This window comes from Mesonia mobilis DSM 19841, from assembly GCF_000423405.1.
Lineage (GTDB): Bacteria > Bacteroidota > Bacteroidia > Flavobacteriales > Flavobacteriaceae > Mesonia > Mesonia mobilis.
Map to the genome: position 1 here is coordinate 197,018 of NZ_AUHX01000001.1, position 17,334 is coordinate 214,351.

16 protein-coding genes and 1 other RNA gene are annotated in these 17,334 nt (G+C 34.6%); 5 read left to right on the top strand and 12 right to left on the bottom strand.

Annotated elements, in window-relative coordinates; genetic code table 11:
• Positions 1-17 precede the first annotated feature (17 nt).
• Positions 18-929, top strand: coding sequence for a Ppx/GppA phosphatase family protein (locus G551_RS0100835; RefSeq protein WP_027883786.1), 912 nt, complete (start codon positions 18-20; stop codon positions 927-929).
• Here G551_RS0100835 and miaE read toward each other — a convergent pair.
• Positions 926-1,507, bottom strand: coding sequence for a tRNA-(ms[2]io[6]A)-hydroxylase (miaE, locus tag G551_RS0100840; protein WP_027883787.1), 582 nt, complete (start codon positions 1,505-1,507; stop codon positions 926-928). The genes G551_RS0100835 and miaE overlap by 4 nt on opposite strands.
• A gap of 5 nt (positions 1,508-1,512) precedes the next feature.
• Positions 1,513-3,261 (bottom strand): DNA polymerase III subunit gamma/tau, encoded by a 1,749-nt coding sequence (locus G551_RS0100845; protein ID WP_027883788.1) that lies wholly within the window; start codon positions 3,259-3,261, stop codon positions 1,513-1,515.
• Positions 3,262-3,380: 119 nt separating this feature from the next.
• On the opposite strand from G551_RS0100845, the gene rnpB reads away from it, so the two are divergent.
• Positions 3,381-3,686: RNase P RNA component class A (gene rnpB, locus G551_RS16125), an RNA gene on the top strand.
• A gap of 23 nt (positions 3,687-3,709) precedes the next feature.
• On the opposite strand, the gene G551_RS0100850 is transcribed toward rnpB, so the two are convergent.
• From G551_RS0100850 to G551_RS0100865, 4 genes are read right to left on the bottom strand one after another with little or no spacing between them, the layout of a single operon-like run.
• The gene (locus G551_RS0100850) at positions 3,710-4,006 is read right to left on the bottom strand and encodes a hypothetical protein (protein WP_027883789.1); all 297 of its coding nucleotides are present in this window, start codon (positions 4,004-4,006) and stop codon (positions 3,710-3,712) included.
• A 60-nt stretch (positions 4,007-4,066) separates the two neighbouring features.
• Positions 4,067-4,603, bottom strand: a complete 537-nt coding sequence (gene rsmD / locus G551_RS0100855) for a 16S rRNA (guanine(966)-N(2))-methyltransferase RsmD (protein WP_027883790.1) — start codon at positions 4,601-4,603, stop codon at positions 4,067-4,069.
• Positions 4,600-5,442 (bottom strand): DUF3822 family protein, encoded by an 843-nt coding sequence (locus G551_RS15170; protein ID WP_051191159.1) that lies wholly within the window; start codon positions 5,440-5,442, stop codon positions 4,600-4,602. Before G551_RS15170 ends, rsmD begins: the two co-directional genes overlap by 4 nt.
• A complete protein-coding gene (locus tag G551_RS0100865) occupies positions 5,423-6,073 on the bottom strand; it encodes a hypothetical protein (RefSeq protein ID WP_027883791.1) in 651 nt (216 codons plus the stop codon). Before G551_RS0100865 ends, G551_RS15170 begins: the two co-directional genes overlap by 20 nt.
• A gap of 125 nt (positions 6,074-6,198) precedes the next feature.
• Here G551_RS0100865 and G551_RS0100870 point away from each other — a divergent pair, with 125 nt between their 5' ends.
• Entirely contained in the window at positions 6,199-7,632 is a 1,434-nt protein-coding gene (locus G551_RS0100870; protein WP_027883792.1) for an ATP-dependent DNA helicase, read from the top strand.
• A 49-nt stretch (positions 7,633-7,681) separates the two neighbouring features.
• A complete protein-coding gene (gene kdsB, locus G551_RS0100875; RefSeq protein WP_027883793.1) occupies positions 7,682-8,434 on the top strand; it encodes a 3-deoxy-manno-octulosonate cytidylyltransferase in 753 nt (250 codons plus the stop codon).
• Here kdsB and G551_RS0100880 read toward each other — a convergent pair.
• Genes G551_RS0100880 through G551_RS0100890 form a run of 3 tightly spaced genes read right to left on the bottom strand, consistent with a single transcriptional unit; the run spans position 8,431 to position 10,909 of the window.
• On the bottom strand, positions 8,431-9,741 hold the full coding sequence (locus tag G551_RS0100880; protein WP_027883794.1) for a cryptochrome/photolyase family protein: 1,311 nt from the start codon (positions 9,739-9,741) through the stop codon (positions 8,431-8,433). The genes kdsB and G551_RS0100880 overlap by 4 nt on opposite strands.
• On the bottom strand, positions 9,741-10,436 hold the full coding sequence (locus G551_RS0100885; RefSeq protein WP_027883795.1) for an SDR family NAD(P)-dependent oxidoreductase: 696 nt from the start codon (positions 10,434-10,436) through the stop codon (positions 9,741-9,743). Before G551_RS0100885 ends, G551_RS0100880 begins: the two co-directional genes overlap by 1 nt.
• Before the next feature lie 11 nt (positions 10,437-10,447).
• Positions 10,448-10,909: an SRPBCC family protein gene (locus tag G551_RS0100890; protein ID WP_027883796.1), complete on the bottom strand. Its 462-nt coding sequence runs from the start codon at positions 10,907-10,909 to the stop codon at positions 10,448-10,450.
• Positions 10,910-11,038: 129 nt separating this feature from the next.
• On the opposite strand from G551_RS0100890, the gene G551_RS0100895 reads away from it, so the two are divergent.
• Positions 11,039-11,878 (top strand): DUF2911 domain-containing protein, encoded by an 840-nt coding sequence (locus tag G551_RS0100895; RefSeq protein ID WP_027883797.1) that lies wholly within the window; start codon positions 11,039-11,041, stop codon positions 11,876-11,878.
• Between the two features lie 60 nt (positions 11,879-11,938).
• On the opposite strand, the gene G551_RS0100900 is transcribed toward G551_RS0100895, so the two are convergent.
• The 3 genes from G551_RS0100900 to G551_RS0100915 all read right to left on the bottom strand — a co-directional run bounded on the left by G551_RS0100900 (position 11,939) and on the right by G551_RS0100915 (position 17,301).
• Positions 11,939-12,916: a Gfo/Idh/MocA family protein gene (locus tag G551_RS0100900; RefSeq protein ID WP_027883798.1), complete on the bottom strand. Its 978-nt coding sequence runs from the start codon at positions 12,914-12,916 to the stop codon at positions 11,939-11,941.
• A 94-nt stretch (positions 12,917-13,010) separates the two neighbouring features.
• Positions 13,011-14,693 (bottom strand): sodium:solute symporter, encoded by a 1,683-nt coding sequence (locus tag G551_RS0100905; RefSeq protein ID WP_036243039.1) that lies wholly within the window; start codon positions 14,691-14,693, stop codon positions 13,011-13,013.
• A gap of 121 nt (positions 14,694-14,814) precedes the next feature.
• Positions 14,815-17,301, bottom strand: coding sequence for a PIG-L family deacetylase (locus G551_RS0100915; protein ID WP_027883800.1), 2,487 nt, complete (start codon positions 17,299-17,301; stop codon positions 14,815-14,817).
• Positions 17,302-17,334 lie beyond the last annotated feature (33 nt).

A 17,334-nucleotide genomic window follows, 5' to 3' on the forward strand; every position in this document is an offset into this window, starting at 1 on the left:
TTAAAAGAAAACTATACGTGTTAAAAATAAGAAAATACGCCGCCATCGATATAGGTTCAAACGCCGTAAGACTTTTAGTTTCTACGATCACAGAACCAGAAAATAAAGAAACCACTTTTAAAAAAACATCTTTGGTTCGTGTGCCAATTCGTTTAGGAGCCGATGTTTTTGTAAACGGAAAAATTTCAGAAGAAAATATGATCCGGATGAAAGACACGATGCGTGCGTATAGTTTATTGATGAAGTCTCATAAAATTGAAAAATATAAAGCCTGTGCCACTTCTGCGATGCGTGATGCCAGTAATGGAGAAGAATTAGCAAGTCAGGTTTTAGAAGATTGCGGCATTGAAATTGAAATTATCGACGGTGAACACGAAGCAGCTATCATCGCCGCCACAGATTTACACGAACTTATTCAAGACGATAAAACCTATTTATATGTCGATGTTGGTGGTGGAAGTACCGAATTTACTTTATATTCCGGTGGTGAAACTATTGCCTCTCGAAGTTTTAAATTAGGAACGGTAAGATTGCTGAATGAAATGGTAGACGATTCACTTTGGCAAGAAGTAGAAGCTTGGATAAAAGCAAAAACCAAACCCTATACAAAAATCGCTTTAATTGGTTCCGGTGGAAATATTAATAACATTTTTAAAAGCAGCGGAAAGAAGTTAGGTAAACCTTTAAGTTATTTATATTTAAGTTCTTATTATCAGTTACTTAATTCATTAACTTACGAAGACCGTATTTCTCAATTAGGGATGAATACCGATCGTGCCGATGTAATTATTCCGGCTACAAAAATTTACCTTTCAGCAATGAAATGGAGTCGATCTAAAAGTGTTCACGTACCAAAGATCGGTCTTGCTGACGGAATTATAAAATCGCTATATAACGACGCTAAAAAAGAAGAAATGGTTTTAGATTAACCGTGAATATTCTTACCGGCACTAAAACTATTAATGATTTTTGCTTCGTAATCTAAAAGTGATTGCCATTTTTCATCAACTTGTTCTCGATCACCATATTTTCGGGCAAAGTTTAAGAACATTGTGTAATGATTGGCTTCACTGATCATTAATTTTTTATAGAATAATTTTAGCTCTTTATCTTCTAATTGTTCGGTAAGCAATTTAAAACGTTCGCAACTTCTTGCTTCAATTAAACCGGCGTAAAGCAAACGGTGAATGAGCTGATCTAAACGACTGCCGCCTTTCGGAAAAAACTTCATTAATTCTTGTACGTAAGGATCGGGTTTGTACCAACCTAATTGAAAACCTCTTTCAAGAATTTTATCGTGAACCATTTTAAAATGACTCATTTCTTCCTCGGTCAACTCGATCATGGCTTGCACCAATTCAGGATATTCCGGGTAATTGATGATGAGAGAAATTGCTGTAGAAGCAGCTTTTTGCTCACACCAAGCGTGATCGATTAAAATATCGTCAATATTTTTTTCTGCAATATTTGCCCATCTTGGGTCGGTAGGAAGTTTTAAACCAAGCATCATAATTATATATCTAGATCGAAAGTTGTTCTTAATTTATCGATGAGCGGATTTTTCTCTTTCAGTTTTTCAAACTTATCACGTGTGGTAAAAGCATATTTCTTAGTAGCCTTTTCATTCACATCAATTTCAAGTTCAATAGTGGTATTCTGAATTTTCTTTTTAATAAAATTCATCAAATTACCTTGAGCTTTTTTCAGCTCGATCTTCATCGTATCGTTTGGTAATTCTATATGAATCGTTTTACCTACAAGTGTTGGTTTATCGGTATCGACAATAGAAGCCAAGATTTTTTTACCTCTTTTACTTAGTTTCTTTACATATTCTGCCCAAGCTTCTTGTATTTGTTCTTCTGTAAAAGCTTCGGTTAATTCTTCAGTAGGTAAAGCTTGTTTCTCTTTTTGCTTTTGCTCGTGCTCTTTTTTTTGACCAATACTTTTAAGCGATAATCCTGAAGGTCTTTTTCGCTGAGAGAGATCGACCTTTACCGGTTTTTTTTCAGGTTGAACAGTTGCTGAGTTTGCTTTTTCTTCTGAAGGAAGTTTAGCTTCAACTGCTGTCGCTTTTTGCGGTTCGGGATGCTCATTGGTTTGAATAACCTCTTTTGCTTCCGGATTTATTTTTTTTGCAGGAATTTTTTCAGTAGAAATAAAATTTTCCGCAGGAATTATGAATCGCTTAGAATTTTTTTTTTCTCCATCAAAAGTGATAGAGGCCAATTGCATTAAGCAAAGTTCAACAAGTAATCGCGGGTTTCGACTGGTTTTGTATTTTAGATCACATTCATTAGCCAGATCGATCGCTTGCATTAAAAATTCTTGCGGTGCTTCTTGAGATTGTTTGAAATAAAGTGTTTTTACTTGCTCACCAACTTCTAATAAACTTATAGTAGCTTGATTTTTACAAACCAATAAATCTCTAAAATGCGAAGCTAAACCGGCAATGTAATGATGACCGTCAAAACCTTTGGCTAAAATTTCATTGTATTGAACCAATAAACTGGGAATATCATTTTTCAGAATAAAATCGGTCGACTTAAAATAGGTTTCGTAATCGAGAACATTTAAATTCTCGGTTACGGCTTCTCGCGTTAAGTTATTACCGCTAAAGCTCACCACACGATCGTAAATAGAAAGGGCATCACGCATCGCTCCATCTGCTTTTTGAGCAATGATGTGCAAGGCATCGTCTTCTGCATTTACGCCTTCATTTTCAGCAATTTTAGCAAGATATTCTTTAGCATCGGTTACCGTAATCCTTTTGAAGTCGAAAATCTGACAACGAGAAAGAATTGTAGGGATAATTTTATGCTTTTCTGTGGTTGCTAAAATAAAAATAGCATGTTTTGGTGGCTCTTCTAAAGTCTTTAAAAAGGCATTAAAAGCTGAAGAAGAAAGCATATGCACCTCATCGATAATATACACTTTATACTTTCCTACCTGTGGCGGAATACGTACTTGATCGATCAGGTTACGAATATCGTCTACAGAGTTGTTAGAAGCCGCATCTAATTCAAAAATATTAAATGCGTAATCTTCGTCTTTATTTTCTGTAGCTTGCTGGTTAATTTTCTTAGCCAGAATTCTGGCACAAGTTGTTTTACCTACACCACGAGGTCCCGTAAAAAGTAGAGCTTGTGCTAAATGATTATTTTCAATAGCATTTAATAACGTGTTGGTAATTGCTTTTTGACCAACTACGTCTTCAAAAGTTTCGGGCCTGTATTTTCTGGCAGAGACAACAAAATGTTCCATTGGCACAAAAATAGAAATACTCGTGATATTTGTGATTGAGCAAAGCAGTTTTTTCGAAATAATTATTCACAATTTGTGAGTTATAATTTTTCAGCTTGTATAATCTGCTATATTTGCAGAATGCAGGCCGCCTTATCGCTGAATAGTTTTATTTAGAGGAAAGTCCGGACACCGTAGGGAAGCATAGTGGTTAACAGCCATCAGCCGAAAGGTTAGGACAAGTGCAACAGAAAGAATGTACAGATAATGCTGTAGTGAAACCAGGTAAACTCTATGCGGTGCAATACCATGTATACCGGCGTTTAAGATTGCCCGATCGATGCCGGAGGGTAGGTAGCTAGAGATTTTTGGCAACAAAAATTCCAGATAAATGATAAGGACTCGTTTTTCGAGAACAGAATCCGGCTTATAGGCCTGCTATTTTTTTTGATATTTTAAAACCCAGTTTTTAGCTTCTTCCATTTCTTGAAAACTTCAAAAGGCTTTTTAGAAAAGTTTTTTCAAATAAGGCAGTTTTAATTGCTGGTTCAGAATAACAAACAATAGCCATGGCGTTAAGTTTTTCGTACATCGCCGAAGTAAAATAAGTGGTTGGGTTTAAGCTGTAATCGTAAATTCGATTAGAAATATAGCCGAATTTTTTGTTGGGATAGTATTTATCTAAAATCATCACAAACCAATTGAGCTCTTCTACATCGAAAGTAATCCCGTCTTTGATAGATGAGATCACGAAATCGTCATACATTTCTAGGTAAGCAATTTCTTCATCTATAATTTTAAAGGTTTCATCTTTTAAATAGAGGGATTATAATTTAAAGAATGAAAATACAGAATTGCCATATTTTCTACTTTCTGAAAAGTTTACAGTTTCAGAAAGATCGGTATGTTTAGAGTGTTCTACAATTAGCAGACCTTCTTCTTCTAACAAGTTGTTTTTAAAAACGAGTTGTGGTATTTTTTGAAAATCTTCTGTAGAGAAATCGTATGGCGGATCTGCAAAAATAAGATCGCTTTTAGTCTTTACTTTATCTAAATATTTAAAGACATCACTTTTTACGGTATTTATTTCAGCTTCTAATTCGTTAGCGGTTTTATTGAGAAACTTTACACAACCATAATGCTGATCGACCGCTGTAATTTGCGTTGTACCTCTAGAGATAAACTCATAAGAAATGTTTCCGGTTCCTGCAAAAAGATCTAATAGCTTAATTTCTTGAAAATCGATCTGAAAATTAAGAATGTTGAATAAGGCTTCTTTTGCCATATCTGTAGTAGGCCTTACGGGTAAGTTTTTAGGAGCTATTAATCGTTTGCCTTTAAATTTTCCGGATATAATTCTCATAGAAGATTACTTAGTAAAAATAGATTATGTTTTGGGTTAATTCCTTTTTGAGATAAATTACTGATTTTTTCAGTTAGGAATGAGGTGTTTAAAAAGCTAATTTCTTTTATATAGGTATATAGGTAATTATAAGTGTCGTCGGTTTCTTTGATGCTTCCGCTTAGTAAGAGCTGTAAATTTTCGGTATTTAGCTTTAATTGTTCTGCAGTAAATAGAACAAAGTATATAAAATCTTCCGCAGTAAAATATTCAAATGAATTTGCTAAAAGCAATTTGCCGTTTTTAAAGCAACAAATGTCAAACCTGCTTGGCTGTACTTGAACAAAAACTACTTCTTCTGTATTTATATTTTTTACTTCAGCTAAACATGTATCGATAAAAAGGGTAGAAGAGTGGTTGTAATTAAACTCACCAAATTGCTCAAATAAATAGTTGTTGATGTTGGTGTATGGAATGTAAACGCAATTGGCCTCTAGGTTTTTTAACTCGTCGTACGCTATAAAATCTGTTTTTAAGATTTTAGTATTAAATTTAAGGTAATCGGTTAACTGATCTTCAGAAAAATATTCTTGCGGAACTAAACTGTAAAGGTTATTGGCATAACTTATATAAACACTTTTGATGTCTGCTAAATTTTCTTCGGAAAGATTGAATTTTATAGCTCGTTTTAACTCTTCAAGAATTTGCTCAGGATCTAGAAGTTTTGAAAATGTGGTTGAATAAAAGTCTTCAACTGTATTTTCTTGTGCATTTAGGCTACAAAAAGAAAGTCCATCTTGAGCGATCAAGATGGACAATTTATAAGATTGATTTTGTTGACTATCTTTTCTTTGTACCATATTTTTTTGGCCAGTTTCCGTTGGTGTTTACTTCGCTCATAGAACCTAACTGAATATATTCACCTCTAACGTTGTCTACGGTAAGCATTTGCTTTTCTTGATTTACTAAATGCTCATCTTGATCTGCTAAAACATCTGCTTTATCGATTTTTACTTCAAAAACAGGAATATAGCTATCGTTTTTATAGATTTTACCAGCTTCGATTTCAAATTTCTTTCCATCGGTATAAGGTACATTCATCATCGTTTTGTAACGATCGGTGTTTTTATAAAGAGAATCTTTTACCGGAGTATAACCTAAGGTATCGATAATTGTTTCAGATTTATACTCATCTACACCATAAGTTGCTTTGTATTCTTCATCTAAAACGGTAGTATCTCTACGCTGAGTTACCACAAATTCTGCCGTGTCTATAAATTGTACTAAACTATCCCAGTCACCACTGTATCTACCAATTACCTCTTTGTGAGCTAACTGTGCTTTTCGAATATCTTTTAATTTATCAATTACTTTAGGATATCTGGCATCTCTTACTTTGTTGAATTGAATTGGCTCGTAAACTGCATTAAAAGTAAGGTAACCTAAAAATCCAATAACGACCCACAATAGTAATTGAATAACAATTTTCATATGTAATGAATTTAAATTTGTTTAAGTATAGTTGTACGCAAATCTACAATTTTTTTTTATTCGTAAAAGTTTCCAAGTCAAAAAAGCCTGATTATATTTGATTTTTTCGTAAGCTAATCTAATTAATGACTGCCACAGAATTCTATAAACTTTTAATTTCCGATTTTCCTTTTACAGTGACTACACAACAAGATGTAGCGCTTCAAAAATTGTCTGCTTTTATTTTATCAGAAAAAACTGATCAACTTTTTATCCTCAAAGGTTATGCCGGAACGGGTAAAACTTCAATAATTGGTACGATTGTTAAAAATTTATGGAAGGTAACAATGAGTCCGGTACTTGCCGCACCTACCGGTAGAGCTGCAAAAGTGATGAGTAATTACTCTGGTTATCAAGCACAAACCATTCATCGAAAAATTTATTATCCTAAAAAATCTAGTGGTGGTAAGATGCAATTTGTGCTTCAAAAGAATAAGCATAAAAATACCGTTTTCATTATAGATGAAGCTTCGATGATCTCAGATTTTGGTGGTGACGCCAAATTGTTTGAGAACAGATCGCTTTTAGACGATTTAATCGACTATGTATATTCAGGAAGAAATTGTAAACTTATTTTTATAGGAGATACCGCCCAGTTACCACCGGTAAAGTTAGACTTGAGTCCGGCTTTAGATCAAGATAAGTTAAGTTTAAGTTATAAAAAAGATGTCGACCATATTGAGTTGAATGAAGTAGTACGACAACAACAAGAAAGTGGTATTTTGCATAATGCGACCTTAATTCGAGAGGCGATTAAAAATCAGTTTTTTGAAGATTTTAAATTTGAATTAAATATTGCCAACGATTTTGTGCGCCTTGTTGATGGTTATGAGATTATGGATGCCATTAACGATTCTTACAGTTCCGGAGGTTACGAAGAAACTGCGATTGTTGTAAGGTCTAACAAGCGGGCAAATATCTATAATGAACAAATTAGAAGCCGAATTCTCTTTCAAGAAAACGAAATTGCCGCAGGAGATTTTTTAATGGTCGTGAAAAACAATTATTTCTGGGTGAAACCTAATTCTGATGCCGGTTTTATCGCTAACGGAGATATTGTTGAAATACTAGAAATTTTTGAAATAATCGATCTTTATGGTTTTCATTTTGCTGAAGTAAAAGTGCAAATGGTCGATTACCCAAAAATGAAACCTTTTGAAACGGTATTAATTTTAGATACACTTACCGTGAATGCTCCATCTTTAACTTATGAGCAATCCAACGAATTATATCAAGAAGTTCAAAAGGATTATGCAGATGAAACTTCAAAATATAAGAAGTTTCAGAAAGTAAAAAACAATAAATATTTTAACGCCTTACAAGTGAAATTTAGTTACGCCATGACTTGCCATAAGTCGCAAGGTGGACAATGGGACAATGTTTTTGTAGAACAACCGTATTTAAAAGATGGCGTAAATGAAGATTATTTACGTTGGTTGTATACAGCTTGTACACGAGCAAAAGAAAAATTATACCTTATAGGTTTTAAAGATGATTTCTTTACCGGAGAAAAATTATAATTTCTGCCTATTAAAATTAGTATTTTTGTCAAGATTTTAAAAATTTTTTATGTCTACAACCACGCCTTTACGAATCATAGCAATGATTCCTGCACGTTATGAAGCAAGCCGTTTTCCCGGAAAGTTAATGCAAGACTTAGAAGGGAAAACAGTGATTACTAGAACTTACGAGGCTGCAGTAAAAACAAATTTATTTCAGGAAGTATTTGTAGTGACCGACAGTGAAGCAATTTTTGATGGAATTACTTCAAATGGAGGTAAAGCTATTATGAGTAAGAAAACTCATGAATGTGGAAGTGACCGTATTGCTGAAGCTGTTGAAAATATGGATGTAGATGTGGTTGTAAACGTTCAAGGTGACGAACCTTTCATCGAAAAAGAAAGTTTAGCTGAATTATTAGCGGTTTTTGAAAATGAAGATGCCGATCAAATAGATTTAGTTTCTTTAAAGACGGCTTTAGAAACCGAAGAAGATATTCAAAACCCGAATCACGTAAAAGTGATCACTAATAAAAATGATTACGCACTTTATTTCTCAAGATCACCAATTCCTTATCTAAGAAATAAAGAAGCAAAAATCACCTATTATAAGCATATAGGTATTTATGCATTTAGAAAAGAAGCTTTATTAGATTTTTACCATTTACCAATGTTAGGCTTAGAAGATGCTGAAAAACTAGAGCAACTCCGTTACCTAGAATATGGTAAAAATATAAAAATGGTAGAAACCAATTTAAAAACCATCGGTATCGACACGCCTGAAGATTTAGAAAAGGCTAGAGCGTTTTTGAAGAAAAACTAATTACTCACCGCACTTTTATAAACCTTTAAACAACGTTCCCGAGCTTCTTTATGGTCGACCATAGGTTCGGGATATTTTTTTGTTCTATATTCCGGAACCCATTTTTTGATGTATTTTTCTTCTTTATCAAACTTTTCTTTTTGAGACATAGGGTTAAAAATTCGAAAATAAGGAACTGCATCAACGCCGCTTCCGGCAACCCATTGCCAATTTCCTACGTTAGAAGACATTTCGTAATCCAACAACTTTTCAGCAAAATAGGCTTCGCCCCAACGCCAATCGATCAATAAATGTTTGCAAAGAAAGCTTCCAACGACCATTCGAACGCGATTATGCATAAATCCGGATTCATTCAATTGTCGCATTCCTGCATCTACTAAAGGATAGCCGGTTTTTCCTTCTTTCCATTTTTTAAATTCACTCTTATTGTTTCGCCATTCGATACGATCGTATTTCTTTTTGAAAGCATCGGTGACCGTTTCTGGGTAATGATAGAGAATTTGCATAAAAAATTCACGCCAAATGAGTTCTTCAAAAAAAGTTTCGTCTTTCACTTGAATCGCTTTTTTTACCATTTTTCGAACACTTACTGTTCCGAATCTTAAATGTGTACTCAAATGTGAAGTAGCATCTTGGGCCGGCAAATTTCGTTTGTCTTCATATTCATTCATCATCGTTTTAGTTACGGTATAATCAGGAACTTCAATCGATGATTTTTTAAAACCAATATCACTTAATGAGAGATTGGGTAAACGTGTATTTTTAATTAGATTGTCTAAATAATCATTGGTATAGTAAATACGTAATTTGTCTTCACTGAAGTTACTTTTCCAGGTTTTCATATAAGGTGTATACACCAAATAAGGATCGCAATCTTTTTTAACGACTTCATCTTTTTCAAAAATCACCTGATCTTTATACGTGGTGAATTTTATGTCTTTATCTTCCAATAAAGAGGAAATTTTTTCATCGCGTTCTTTTGCATAAGGTTCATAATCACGATTTGTAATTACTTCAGCAATAGCATAATCCTTTATAAGTTGTTGAAATACTTTTTCCGGTTTTCCATCAAACATCGCAATAGAACTATCATAATTCTCCTGAAGTTCTTTTCGCATAGTTTGTAATAGCTGAAAAATAAAAGTTACCCGAGCATCATCTTCAGGTAGATCTTTTAAAATTTCAGTATCAAAAATAAAAATGGGTAAAACACGATGATCACTTTGTAAAGCACGATAAAAACCAATATTATCATCCAATCGCAAATCACGTCGAAACCAAAAAATTGTGTATTTCTCTTGACTCATTAGCTTAAGTTTAAATTTGAAAGTCCGCCATCGACTCCTAAAATCTGTCTGGTCATCCAGCTACTTTTGTCACTCATTAAAAAAGCGGTCATTTGAGCGATATCTTCCGGTGTTCCTACACGTTTTAGCGGATGTCTTTCTGCCATTTTCTTTTTCTTTTCTTCTTTATTCAGCAATTTTTCAGCAAGCTGTGTATCTGTTAGGGAAGGAGCAATCACATTTATGCGAAACCTTGGGGCATATTCTGTAGCTAACGATTTTGCAAAACCTTCAATAGCACCTTTTGCAGCAGCCACGCTGGTATGAAAAGGCATTCCCACCTTTGCGGCAACCGTACTATAAAATACTAAACTAGCGTGTTCAGCATTTTTAAGTTTAGGTAAAAGTCCGTTAACTACTTTCACTAATGAAATAAAATTCAGCTGAATTTCTTTTTCAAAATCTTTTGATTTCAGCATCTTAAAAGGTTTTAAGTTAATACTTCCCGGAAAGTAGGCGAGACCATCAATTTTTTCAGGCAGGTTAAGTTGTTCAATTTCATCTTCTAACACATCAAATTCTAAATGTTTCACATCTAGATCGCTTAAATTTTCATTGCTCCGTGAGGCGACAATAACGTTATGATCTTCTGCTAAAAGTTTTGCAGTAGCTAGACCAATACCTTTGCTTCCGCCAATAAGTAGAATATTTTTCATGTAGATAGTGTTTAATATTTTCCGAATAATTCTTCTAATTTTTGCTGTCTATAGCTAAAAATTTCTTCCAATTTATTCTTCACGATAAACGGATGCACCAATTGTCCTAAAAAGCCAAATGGAAGCTTGTAGTGAATAATATCTTCCATTTCAACGCCACCTTCAATTTCTTTAATAAAATGTTTGTGATGCCAAAGTTTATAAGGACCAAAACGTTGTTCATCAACAAAAAACTCATTATCCTTTACGTGTGTGATTTCAGTTACCCATTTAGTTTTAATACCGAAGACGGGCGTTACAATGTATTGTATAACTTGACCTTGATACATTTTACGGTCGGCACCATCAATAATATCAAAGCCCATATAATCGGGAGTGATCGTTTTTAAATTAGCCGGATCTGATAGAAACTCCCAAGCTTTAGCTTTACTTATAGGAAGTTTTTGTGTTTTGTGAAGTTTATAAATTTTCATAAAACTAAATTAAAGTATATTTTGTTTAATTTTTAAATTTAATAGTTAAACAAAAGTTATAGTTTAGTTTTTTATTTTAGAATTGAAAAACGCTTAACTTTATCAAAAATTAAAACAGATTAACTAATCATGAAAAAAACACTTTCTTTCTTTTTATTTATGCTTGCTGCAATTACTATACAAGCGCAAGTACAAGCTCCACAACCGAGTCCGCATGCTAAAATCTGGCAAACCGTAGGCTTAACCGAAGTAACGGTAGAATATTCTAGACCTTCTATGCGTGGGCGTGACATCTTTGGTGATTTAGTACCATTTGATAAAAAATGGAGAACCGGAGCTAATGAAAATACAATTATCTCTTTTTCTGACGATGTCACTATCGACGGAGAAACGCTGCCAAAAGGTACCTATGCAATTTACTCGGTACCGGGGAAAAATTCTTGGGAGATCATGTTTTACAAAAAAACAGACAACTGGGGTTTACCACAAGCTTGGGATAACGCTCAATTGGCATTATCTACAAAAGCTCAAGTAACTAAAATGCCAATGACCATGGAAACCTTTACCATTGTGATTGATGAATTAAAAAATGATTCAGCGGTATTTAATATGTTATGGGAAGATACCGTAGTTTCGTTCACTTTTGAAGTGCCAACCGATGCTAAAACAATGAAAAGTATTGAAGCTGCTTTAAACGGACCAACTGCTAGAGATTATTATGCTGCTGCCGATTATTATTATACAAGCGGAAAAGATCTTGAGCAAGCTTTAGAATGGATCAATAAAGCTACGGAAGATAATGCTACTTTCTGGATGTTACGTAAAAAGTCTTTAATTGAAGCAAAATTAGGAAAGAAGAAAGATGCTATTAAAACGGCTAAAGCTTCTTTAAAAGCAGCAAAAGCTGCCGGGAATGATGATTACGTAAAAATGAATGAAGATTCTTTAAAAGAGTGGGGAGCAAAATAATTCTCTCCTTTCTTATTAACCTACTATAAAAAGGTGCTTTGAAAAAGCACCTTTTTTGGTTTAATACTTCAACCCAATCTTCTCTAGAACTCGATCGAGTAGAGAAATTAGACGTAAGCTATTTTCGAAAGTCATAACAGTACTTTCGGTTTTATTTTCGCTAAGCATTTGTTGTACGTGGGCAGCTTCATAATTATAACCTAAGGTAGCTACAGGAAATTCAATGAGTTCTTTTTTACCGTCTTTGGTTGTGATTTCTATCGAGCTTGGTGGTTCGTGAAAACGACTGGTGAGTTTTACGGTAGCTTCTTCCAATTCAATAATACATTCGGTGGGTGTTTTTTCAAGCAACGTACTTTTTAGATGGGCTTTTACGTTGTTTGCGTAGCTAAATGTCATTAAGCACTCTTCATCAACTTTGGTTTCACTAAATTTTGCCGAAGCTTCGATTTTCTGTGGAATTCCGATAAGTGTCATCGCAGCAAAAACGGGATAAATACCAATATCTAATAAACTGCCACCACCTAAATTTTTGTTAAATAAACGTTTATCTAAATCGTATGGAGCTTTAAAACCAAAATCTGCGGTTAGCGATTTTATTTCTCCGTATTTTTTCTGTTGAATTATCTCTAAAATGTATTGATAATGTGGTACAAAATGCGTCCACAGAGCTTCCATTAAGAAAACATTTTCAGTTTTTGCTGTTGAAATCATTTCTTCCACTTCGGTTTTATTTATTCCAAAGGCTTTTTCGCAAAGCACCGCTTTTTTTGCTTTGAGGCAAGTAATAGTTAACTCTTTATGAAAAACGTGTGGCGTGGCGATATAAATGACATCGACTTCCGGATCTTCGGTCAATTCAGCATAACTTCCGTAGTAATTTTCAGCATGAAAATCTTCTGCAAATTCTTCTGCTTTTTTCAAAGATCGACTGGCAACAGCTTTTAGATTTGCACCTTCAACACTTTGTAAATCGGTAGCGAATTTTTTAGCGATCTTTCCTAAACCTAAAATTCCCCAGTTATAATTCGTTTTCATAAAAAATAAAGATTTTGTAATTGTTCAATTCTACGTTGAAATGATTAAAATTTTCAGCATGAGTTTCTGAAGTCAATTTCAGAATTAAAACAATTTAGCTTTTTGCATATTTTTTTGAACTTGAAAGCACTTCAATTAAAATAGCGATCGACATCACCAATGCGCAACCAAACATATTTAACCATAAATAAGGCATCCAATCGTTCCACCAACCAATAACGACAATAATTTGTGTAATAATGGCAGCCATAAATGTTGAATTACTTCGTACAAACTTTACGAAAAAGGCGAGTAAGAAAATTCCTAATACATTTCCGTAGAAAATAGAACCTATAATATTTACCAACTGAATTAAATTATCAAACAAGTCTGCCGTACAGGCAATGATCACCGCTAAAATTCCCCAAATTAGCGTAAATAGACGAGAAGCATTGAGAAAATGCTGATCACTTTTTTCTGAAGAAACATTACGTTTATAAAGATCGATGGTCGTGGTTGAAGCTAAAGAATTTAACTCTGAAGCGGTGGAAGACATAGCTGCAGAAAGAATAACCGCCAGCAACAAACCAATTAAACCTTTGGGTAAATTATTCAGAATGAAATGAATAAACACGTAATCTTTATCGTTGGTTTCTACATTTTTTTCTGTTTTATCGATAAGTTTTACACCTTCGGCTCGTAAATTTTCTTCTTTCTTATTTAAATGTTGAATCTCTTGTTGAATTGGTGCTTTATCTTTGGTATTGATCAATGCATAATTCAACTGAACTTTCTCTTGACGATTTTTCTCTAATTCTTGCTGAAGTTGGCGATATTCATCTGCATATTCAGAATTTAGAACTTCTTTTTCTCCGGCCGGATTAAAGTTGAGCGGAGAAGCATTAAACTGATAAAACACAAACATCATCACACCAATAAGCAAAATGAAAAATTGCATGGGCACTTTTAGAAAACCGTTAAAAATAAGTCCCATTTGGCTTTCTTTTAAAGAACTTGCCGAAAGATAGCGTTGCACCTGACTTTGATCGGTGCCAAAATAGGAGAGGGCAAGAAACGTCCCGCCAATGAGTCCGCTCCAAAACGTATAACGATTATCCCATTCGAACGAGAAATCGAGCACGTTTAGTTTTTCGTTAGCTGCTGCAATTTCTAAAGCGTTAGAAAAAGTAATATCCTGCGGAAGATCGTTAACAATCAATACAAATGCGATAATTAGACCAAGAAAAATGACTCCCATTTGTTGCTTTTGGGTAACGCTAACCGCTTTTGTTCCGCCGGAAACGGTATAGATCACGACCAAACTACCAATAATGATATTGAGGGTGATCAAGTTCCAACCCAATACTGCTGAAAGAATAATTGAAGGTGCAAAAATGGTGATTCCCGCCGCTAAACCACGCTGAATTAAAAATAGTAAAGCCGTTAAAGTTCTGGTTTTTAGATCGAATCTACTTTCTAAATATTCGTAGGCTGTATATACTTTTAAACGATGATAAATAGGAATAAAAACCATACAGATCACGATCATCGCAATGGGAACACCCAAGTAAAATTGCACGAAACCCATCCCGCTATGAAAAGCTTGCCCGGGAGCCGATAAGAATGTAATTGCACTGGCTTGCGTTGCCATCACCGATAAACCGACCGTCCACCAGCGAGCTTCGTTACCACCTTTTAAAAAATCACTTACATTTTTACTTCCGCGAGTTTGGTAATACCCAAAGATCACAATAAATGCGAGCGTAGCGACTAAAACAATAGTATCTAAAATGTGCATTTATAATAGTTTTACAGAAATAAATTCATAAACACATAGAACAAAATCACATAAATCGCATTGGCAATTAAAAGCCAGCCGTAAGATTTTTTCCAGTGATATTTTTCAGGTTTCTCTTGCATTATTTCCCAAGTGATAAAAGGTTTGCAAATAATTTATAAGCTCCTGAAACTCCTGCAGGAAATTCTCTAAAAAAGCTTAAGCCGGTATAAACATAATGGCCTTTACCGTAATTGGCAACCAATAAACTTCCTTTTAATTCGTTTTCGCCTTCATCCTTCATTCCTAAAATTGGCGTAAACTCTTCACTCCATTCATAAGGGAAATACAATCCGCGTTCTTGCACCCAACCTTCAAAATCTTTTTGTGTGATTTTGTTAGGCGTATTTAAAACCGGATGATCTTTCGCTAAGAAATGCACTTTAGAAAATTCATCGGTTACGCGATCGTAAGAAATCCGAAGCGGGTATGGAGCAATATTTTCGGTAATTAAACCTCGATGTTTGTTGTATTGAACCACCATCGTTCCGCCATTTTTTACATAATCGAACAACGTTTGTTGCTTAAAAGCTAATTCATCTTGCGTATTGTAAGCGCGAATACCAACAACAACCGCATCAAAATCTTGAAGTTTTGCAGTCGTAATTTCTGAAGGGTTTAGTAATTCAACATCATAGCCAATGGCGCGTAAACTTTCAGGAACCACATCGCCGGCACCTTGAATGTAAGCGATCTTATTTCCTTTTTTCTGAATATTTAGTTTGATCACTTTGGTTTTTGCCGGTAACATTACCGTTTGCTGCGGAATATGATTGTAACTAATTACATTTACTTCTTTGCTAAACAGCTCCTCGCCGTCCTTAAAAACGGGTTGTATAAACGTTTCATCATCATTTTCCGGTGGAGTTAAAGTGAAAGCAAAGGTTTGAGACGCTCCTTTTTGAGTTAAATTCACTTCCATAGATTGCGGACTCACTTGCCAATTTTCAGGAAGATCTAGCGATAATTTTCCGTTTAGATCATCTTTATAAGCGGTCACTTTTACATTTACCGGTTTAGGTTGATTGTCTTTAAATATTAAGGTTGAATTTTCTAAAGCTACAGAAACTTCAGGAACAATCGCCAAAGGTTCAAACACTTCACCATCTACAGGATCGTTGGTTTTATAAACCAAATCTCTGGTGAAACTGATGTTTTTCCCATCAATTTTCAACACAAATTCCGCCTGAATTGGCGCCGGTGTTTCCGGTAAACCAATTAACGATTCGTCTTCAACAGTATACATTCCTAAACTACTCGGTGCGTTTAACCAATAAGGATTGGTGTAATTGATCGAGGAAGGAATTTTAGCTGAAATACTTTTATAAAAAGGCTCGTTATTGGTTAATGTTGAATTAATTTGAACCTCTTCCTTTAGATTTGAAAAGGTAATTTTTTCTAATTGAATTTTCGCCGAACTTCTATTGGTGGCTTCCAGATTAATTTTTATGACTGAATTTTTCGTAGCAAATTCAGTGGAAGTGTTTGCTTCTAAATATAAACCGGCGCAAGCGGTAATAATATGAGTAATTTCTTCAGTTTTAATGACTCGCCAATGCTTATTTTCTAATTCCTGAATAAGTTGGTAAGCTTGCATTAACTGCGGAAGACTTTCTGAAGGATTTTCAAAATTGTAGTTTTCTTCAACTTCCGCTAAGATATTCCCGATCTTTTTTCCGCCTTTTACACGAGACCAAGTGGTATTGATGTCTGCAAAAATATCTCCGTTTTCGGGGAAATCTCCTTTAATTAATTCAATATATTCAGTCGATTTGCCACGTTCAGAAGTATTCCCGAAACCTTGCGATTTATGTTCGCTACGACTTAGGGAAGCGATTTCAGAATTAGACATTCCGCGAGTTGGGTAATACGTGCCAATATCGTAGTTGAGAAAGTTAGATTTATCGGCAGCTTCAAATTTTTCTTGACTACCGTAAAACCACCACGAAGTATTAAAAAATAAGCGTTTAGGTTGCCAAGTAGAAAAGTTTTCTAATTGCTCAGGATAAACATTTTTATTAGCTGCTTTATCAAAAGCTTCTACACTTAACATAGCAGAAGTCGTGTGATGACCATGCGTACTGCCCGGCGTACGATGGTCGAATCTGTTAATAATAATATCAGGCTGAAATTTACGAATGGTTTTGATTACATCGCGCATAACTTCATCTTCATTCCAGATGGCCAAAGTTTCTTTTGGCGTTTTAGAATAACCAAAATCGTTGGCTCTTGAGAAAAATTGCTCACCACCGTCTATTTTACGAGCAACTAATAATTCTTCGGTACGAATTACACCGAGTAACTCTCGAATTTCGGGACCGATCAAGTTTTGACCGCCATCGCCTCGCGTTAATGAAAGGTATGCTGTTCTTGCGTGAACTTTGTTAGAAAAATAGGAGATGAGTCGGGTATTTTCGTCATCGGGATGTGCTGCAAAATATAAAACCGAACCTAAGAAATTAAGTTTTTGTATGCTTTCAAAAATTTCTGAACTGTTAAGTTTTTCGGGATTTTGTGCGTTTGAAAGTTGATAGGTAATAAGTAAAAATAACAGAATGATTTTTTTCATCTGGGAGCGTCTTTTTTAGAAATCTCCCAAATA

Bases quoted from the DNA above. Each gene is read 5' to 3' on its own strand.
- miaE (WP_027883787.1), bottom strand. From the start codon at position 1,507: ATGCTTGGTTTAAAACTTCCTACCGACCCAAGATGGGCAAATATTGCA.
- G551_RS0100845 (WP_027883788.1), bottom strand. From the start codon at position 3,261: ATGGAACATTTTGTTGTCTCTGCCAGAAAATACAGGCCCGAAACTTTT.
- G551_RS0100850 (WP_027883789.1), bottom strand. From the start codon at position 4,006: ATGTATGACGATTTCGTGATCTCATCTATCAAAGACGGGATTACTTTC.
- rsmD (WP_027883790.1), bottom strand. From the start codon at position 4,603: ATGAGAATTATATCCGGAAAATTTAAAGGCAAACGATTAATAGCTCCT.
- G551_RS15170 (WP_051191159.1), bottom strand. From the start codon at position 5,442: ATGGTACAAAGAAAAGATAGTCAACAAAATCAATCTTATAAATTGTCC.
- G551_RS0100865 (WP_027883791.1), bottom strand. From the start codon at position 6,073: ATGAAAATTGTTATTCAATTACTATTGTGGGTCGTTATTGGATTTTTA.
- G551_RS0100870 (WP_027883792.1), top strand. From the start codon at position 6,199: ATGACTGCCACAGAATTCTATAAACTTTTAATTTCCGATTTTCCTTTT.
- kdsB (WP_027883793.1), top strand. From the start codon at position 7,682: ATGTCTACAACCACGCCTTTACGAATCATAGCAATGATTCCTGCACGT.
- G551_RS0100880 (WP_027883794.1), bottom strand. From the start codon at position 9,741: ATGAGTCAAGAGAAATACACAATTTTTTGGTTTCGACGTGATTTGCGA.
- G551_RS0100885 (WP_027883795.1), bottom strand. From the start codon at position 10,436: ATGAAAAATATTCTACTTATTGGCGGAAGCAAAGGTATTGGTCTAGCT.
- G551_RS0100890 (WP_027883796.1), bottom strand. From the start codon at position 10,909: ATGAAAATTTATAAACTTCACAAAACACAAAAACTTCCTATAAGTAAA.
- G551_RS0100895 (WP_027883797.1), top strand. From the start codon at position 11,039: ATGAAAAAAACACTTTCTTTCTTTTTATTTATGCTTGCTGCAATTACT.
- G551_RS0100900 (WP_027883798.1), bottom strand. From the start codon at position 12,916: ATGAAAACGAATTATAACTGGGGAATTTTAGGTTTAGGAAAGATCGCT.
- G551_RS0100905 (WP_036243039.1), bottom strand. From the start codon at position 14,693: ATGCACATTTTAGATACTATTGTTTTAGTCGCTACGCTCGCATTTATT.
- G551_RS0100915 (WP_027883800.1), bottom strand. From the start codon at position 17,301: ATGAAAAAAATCATTCTGTTATTTTTACTTATTACCTATCAACTTTCA.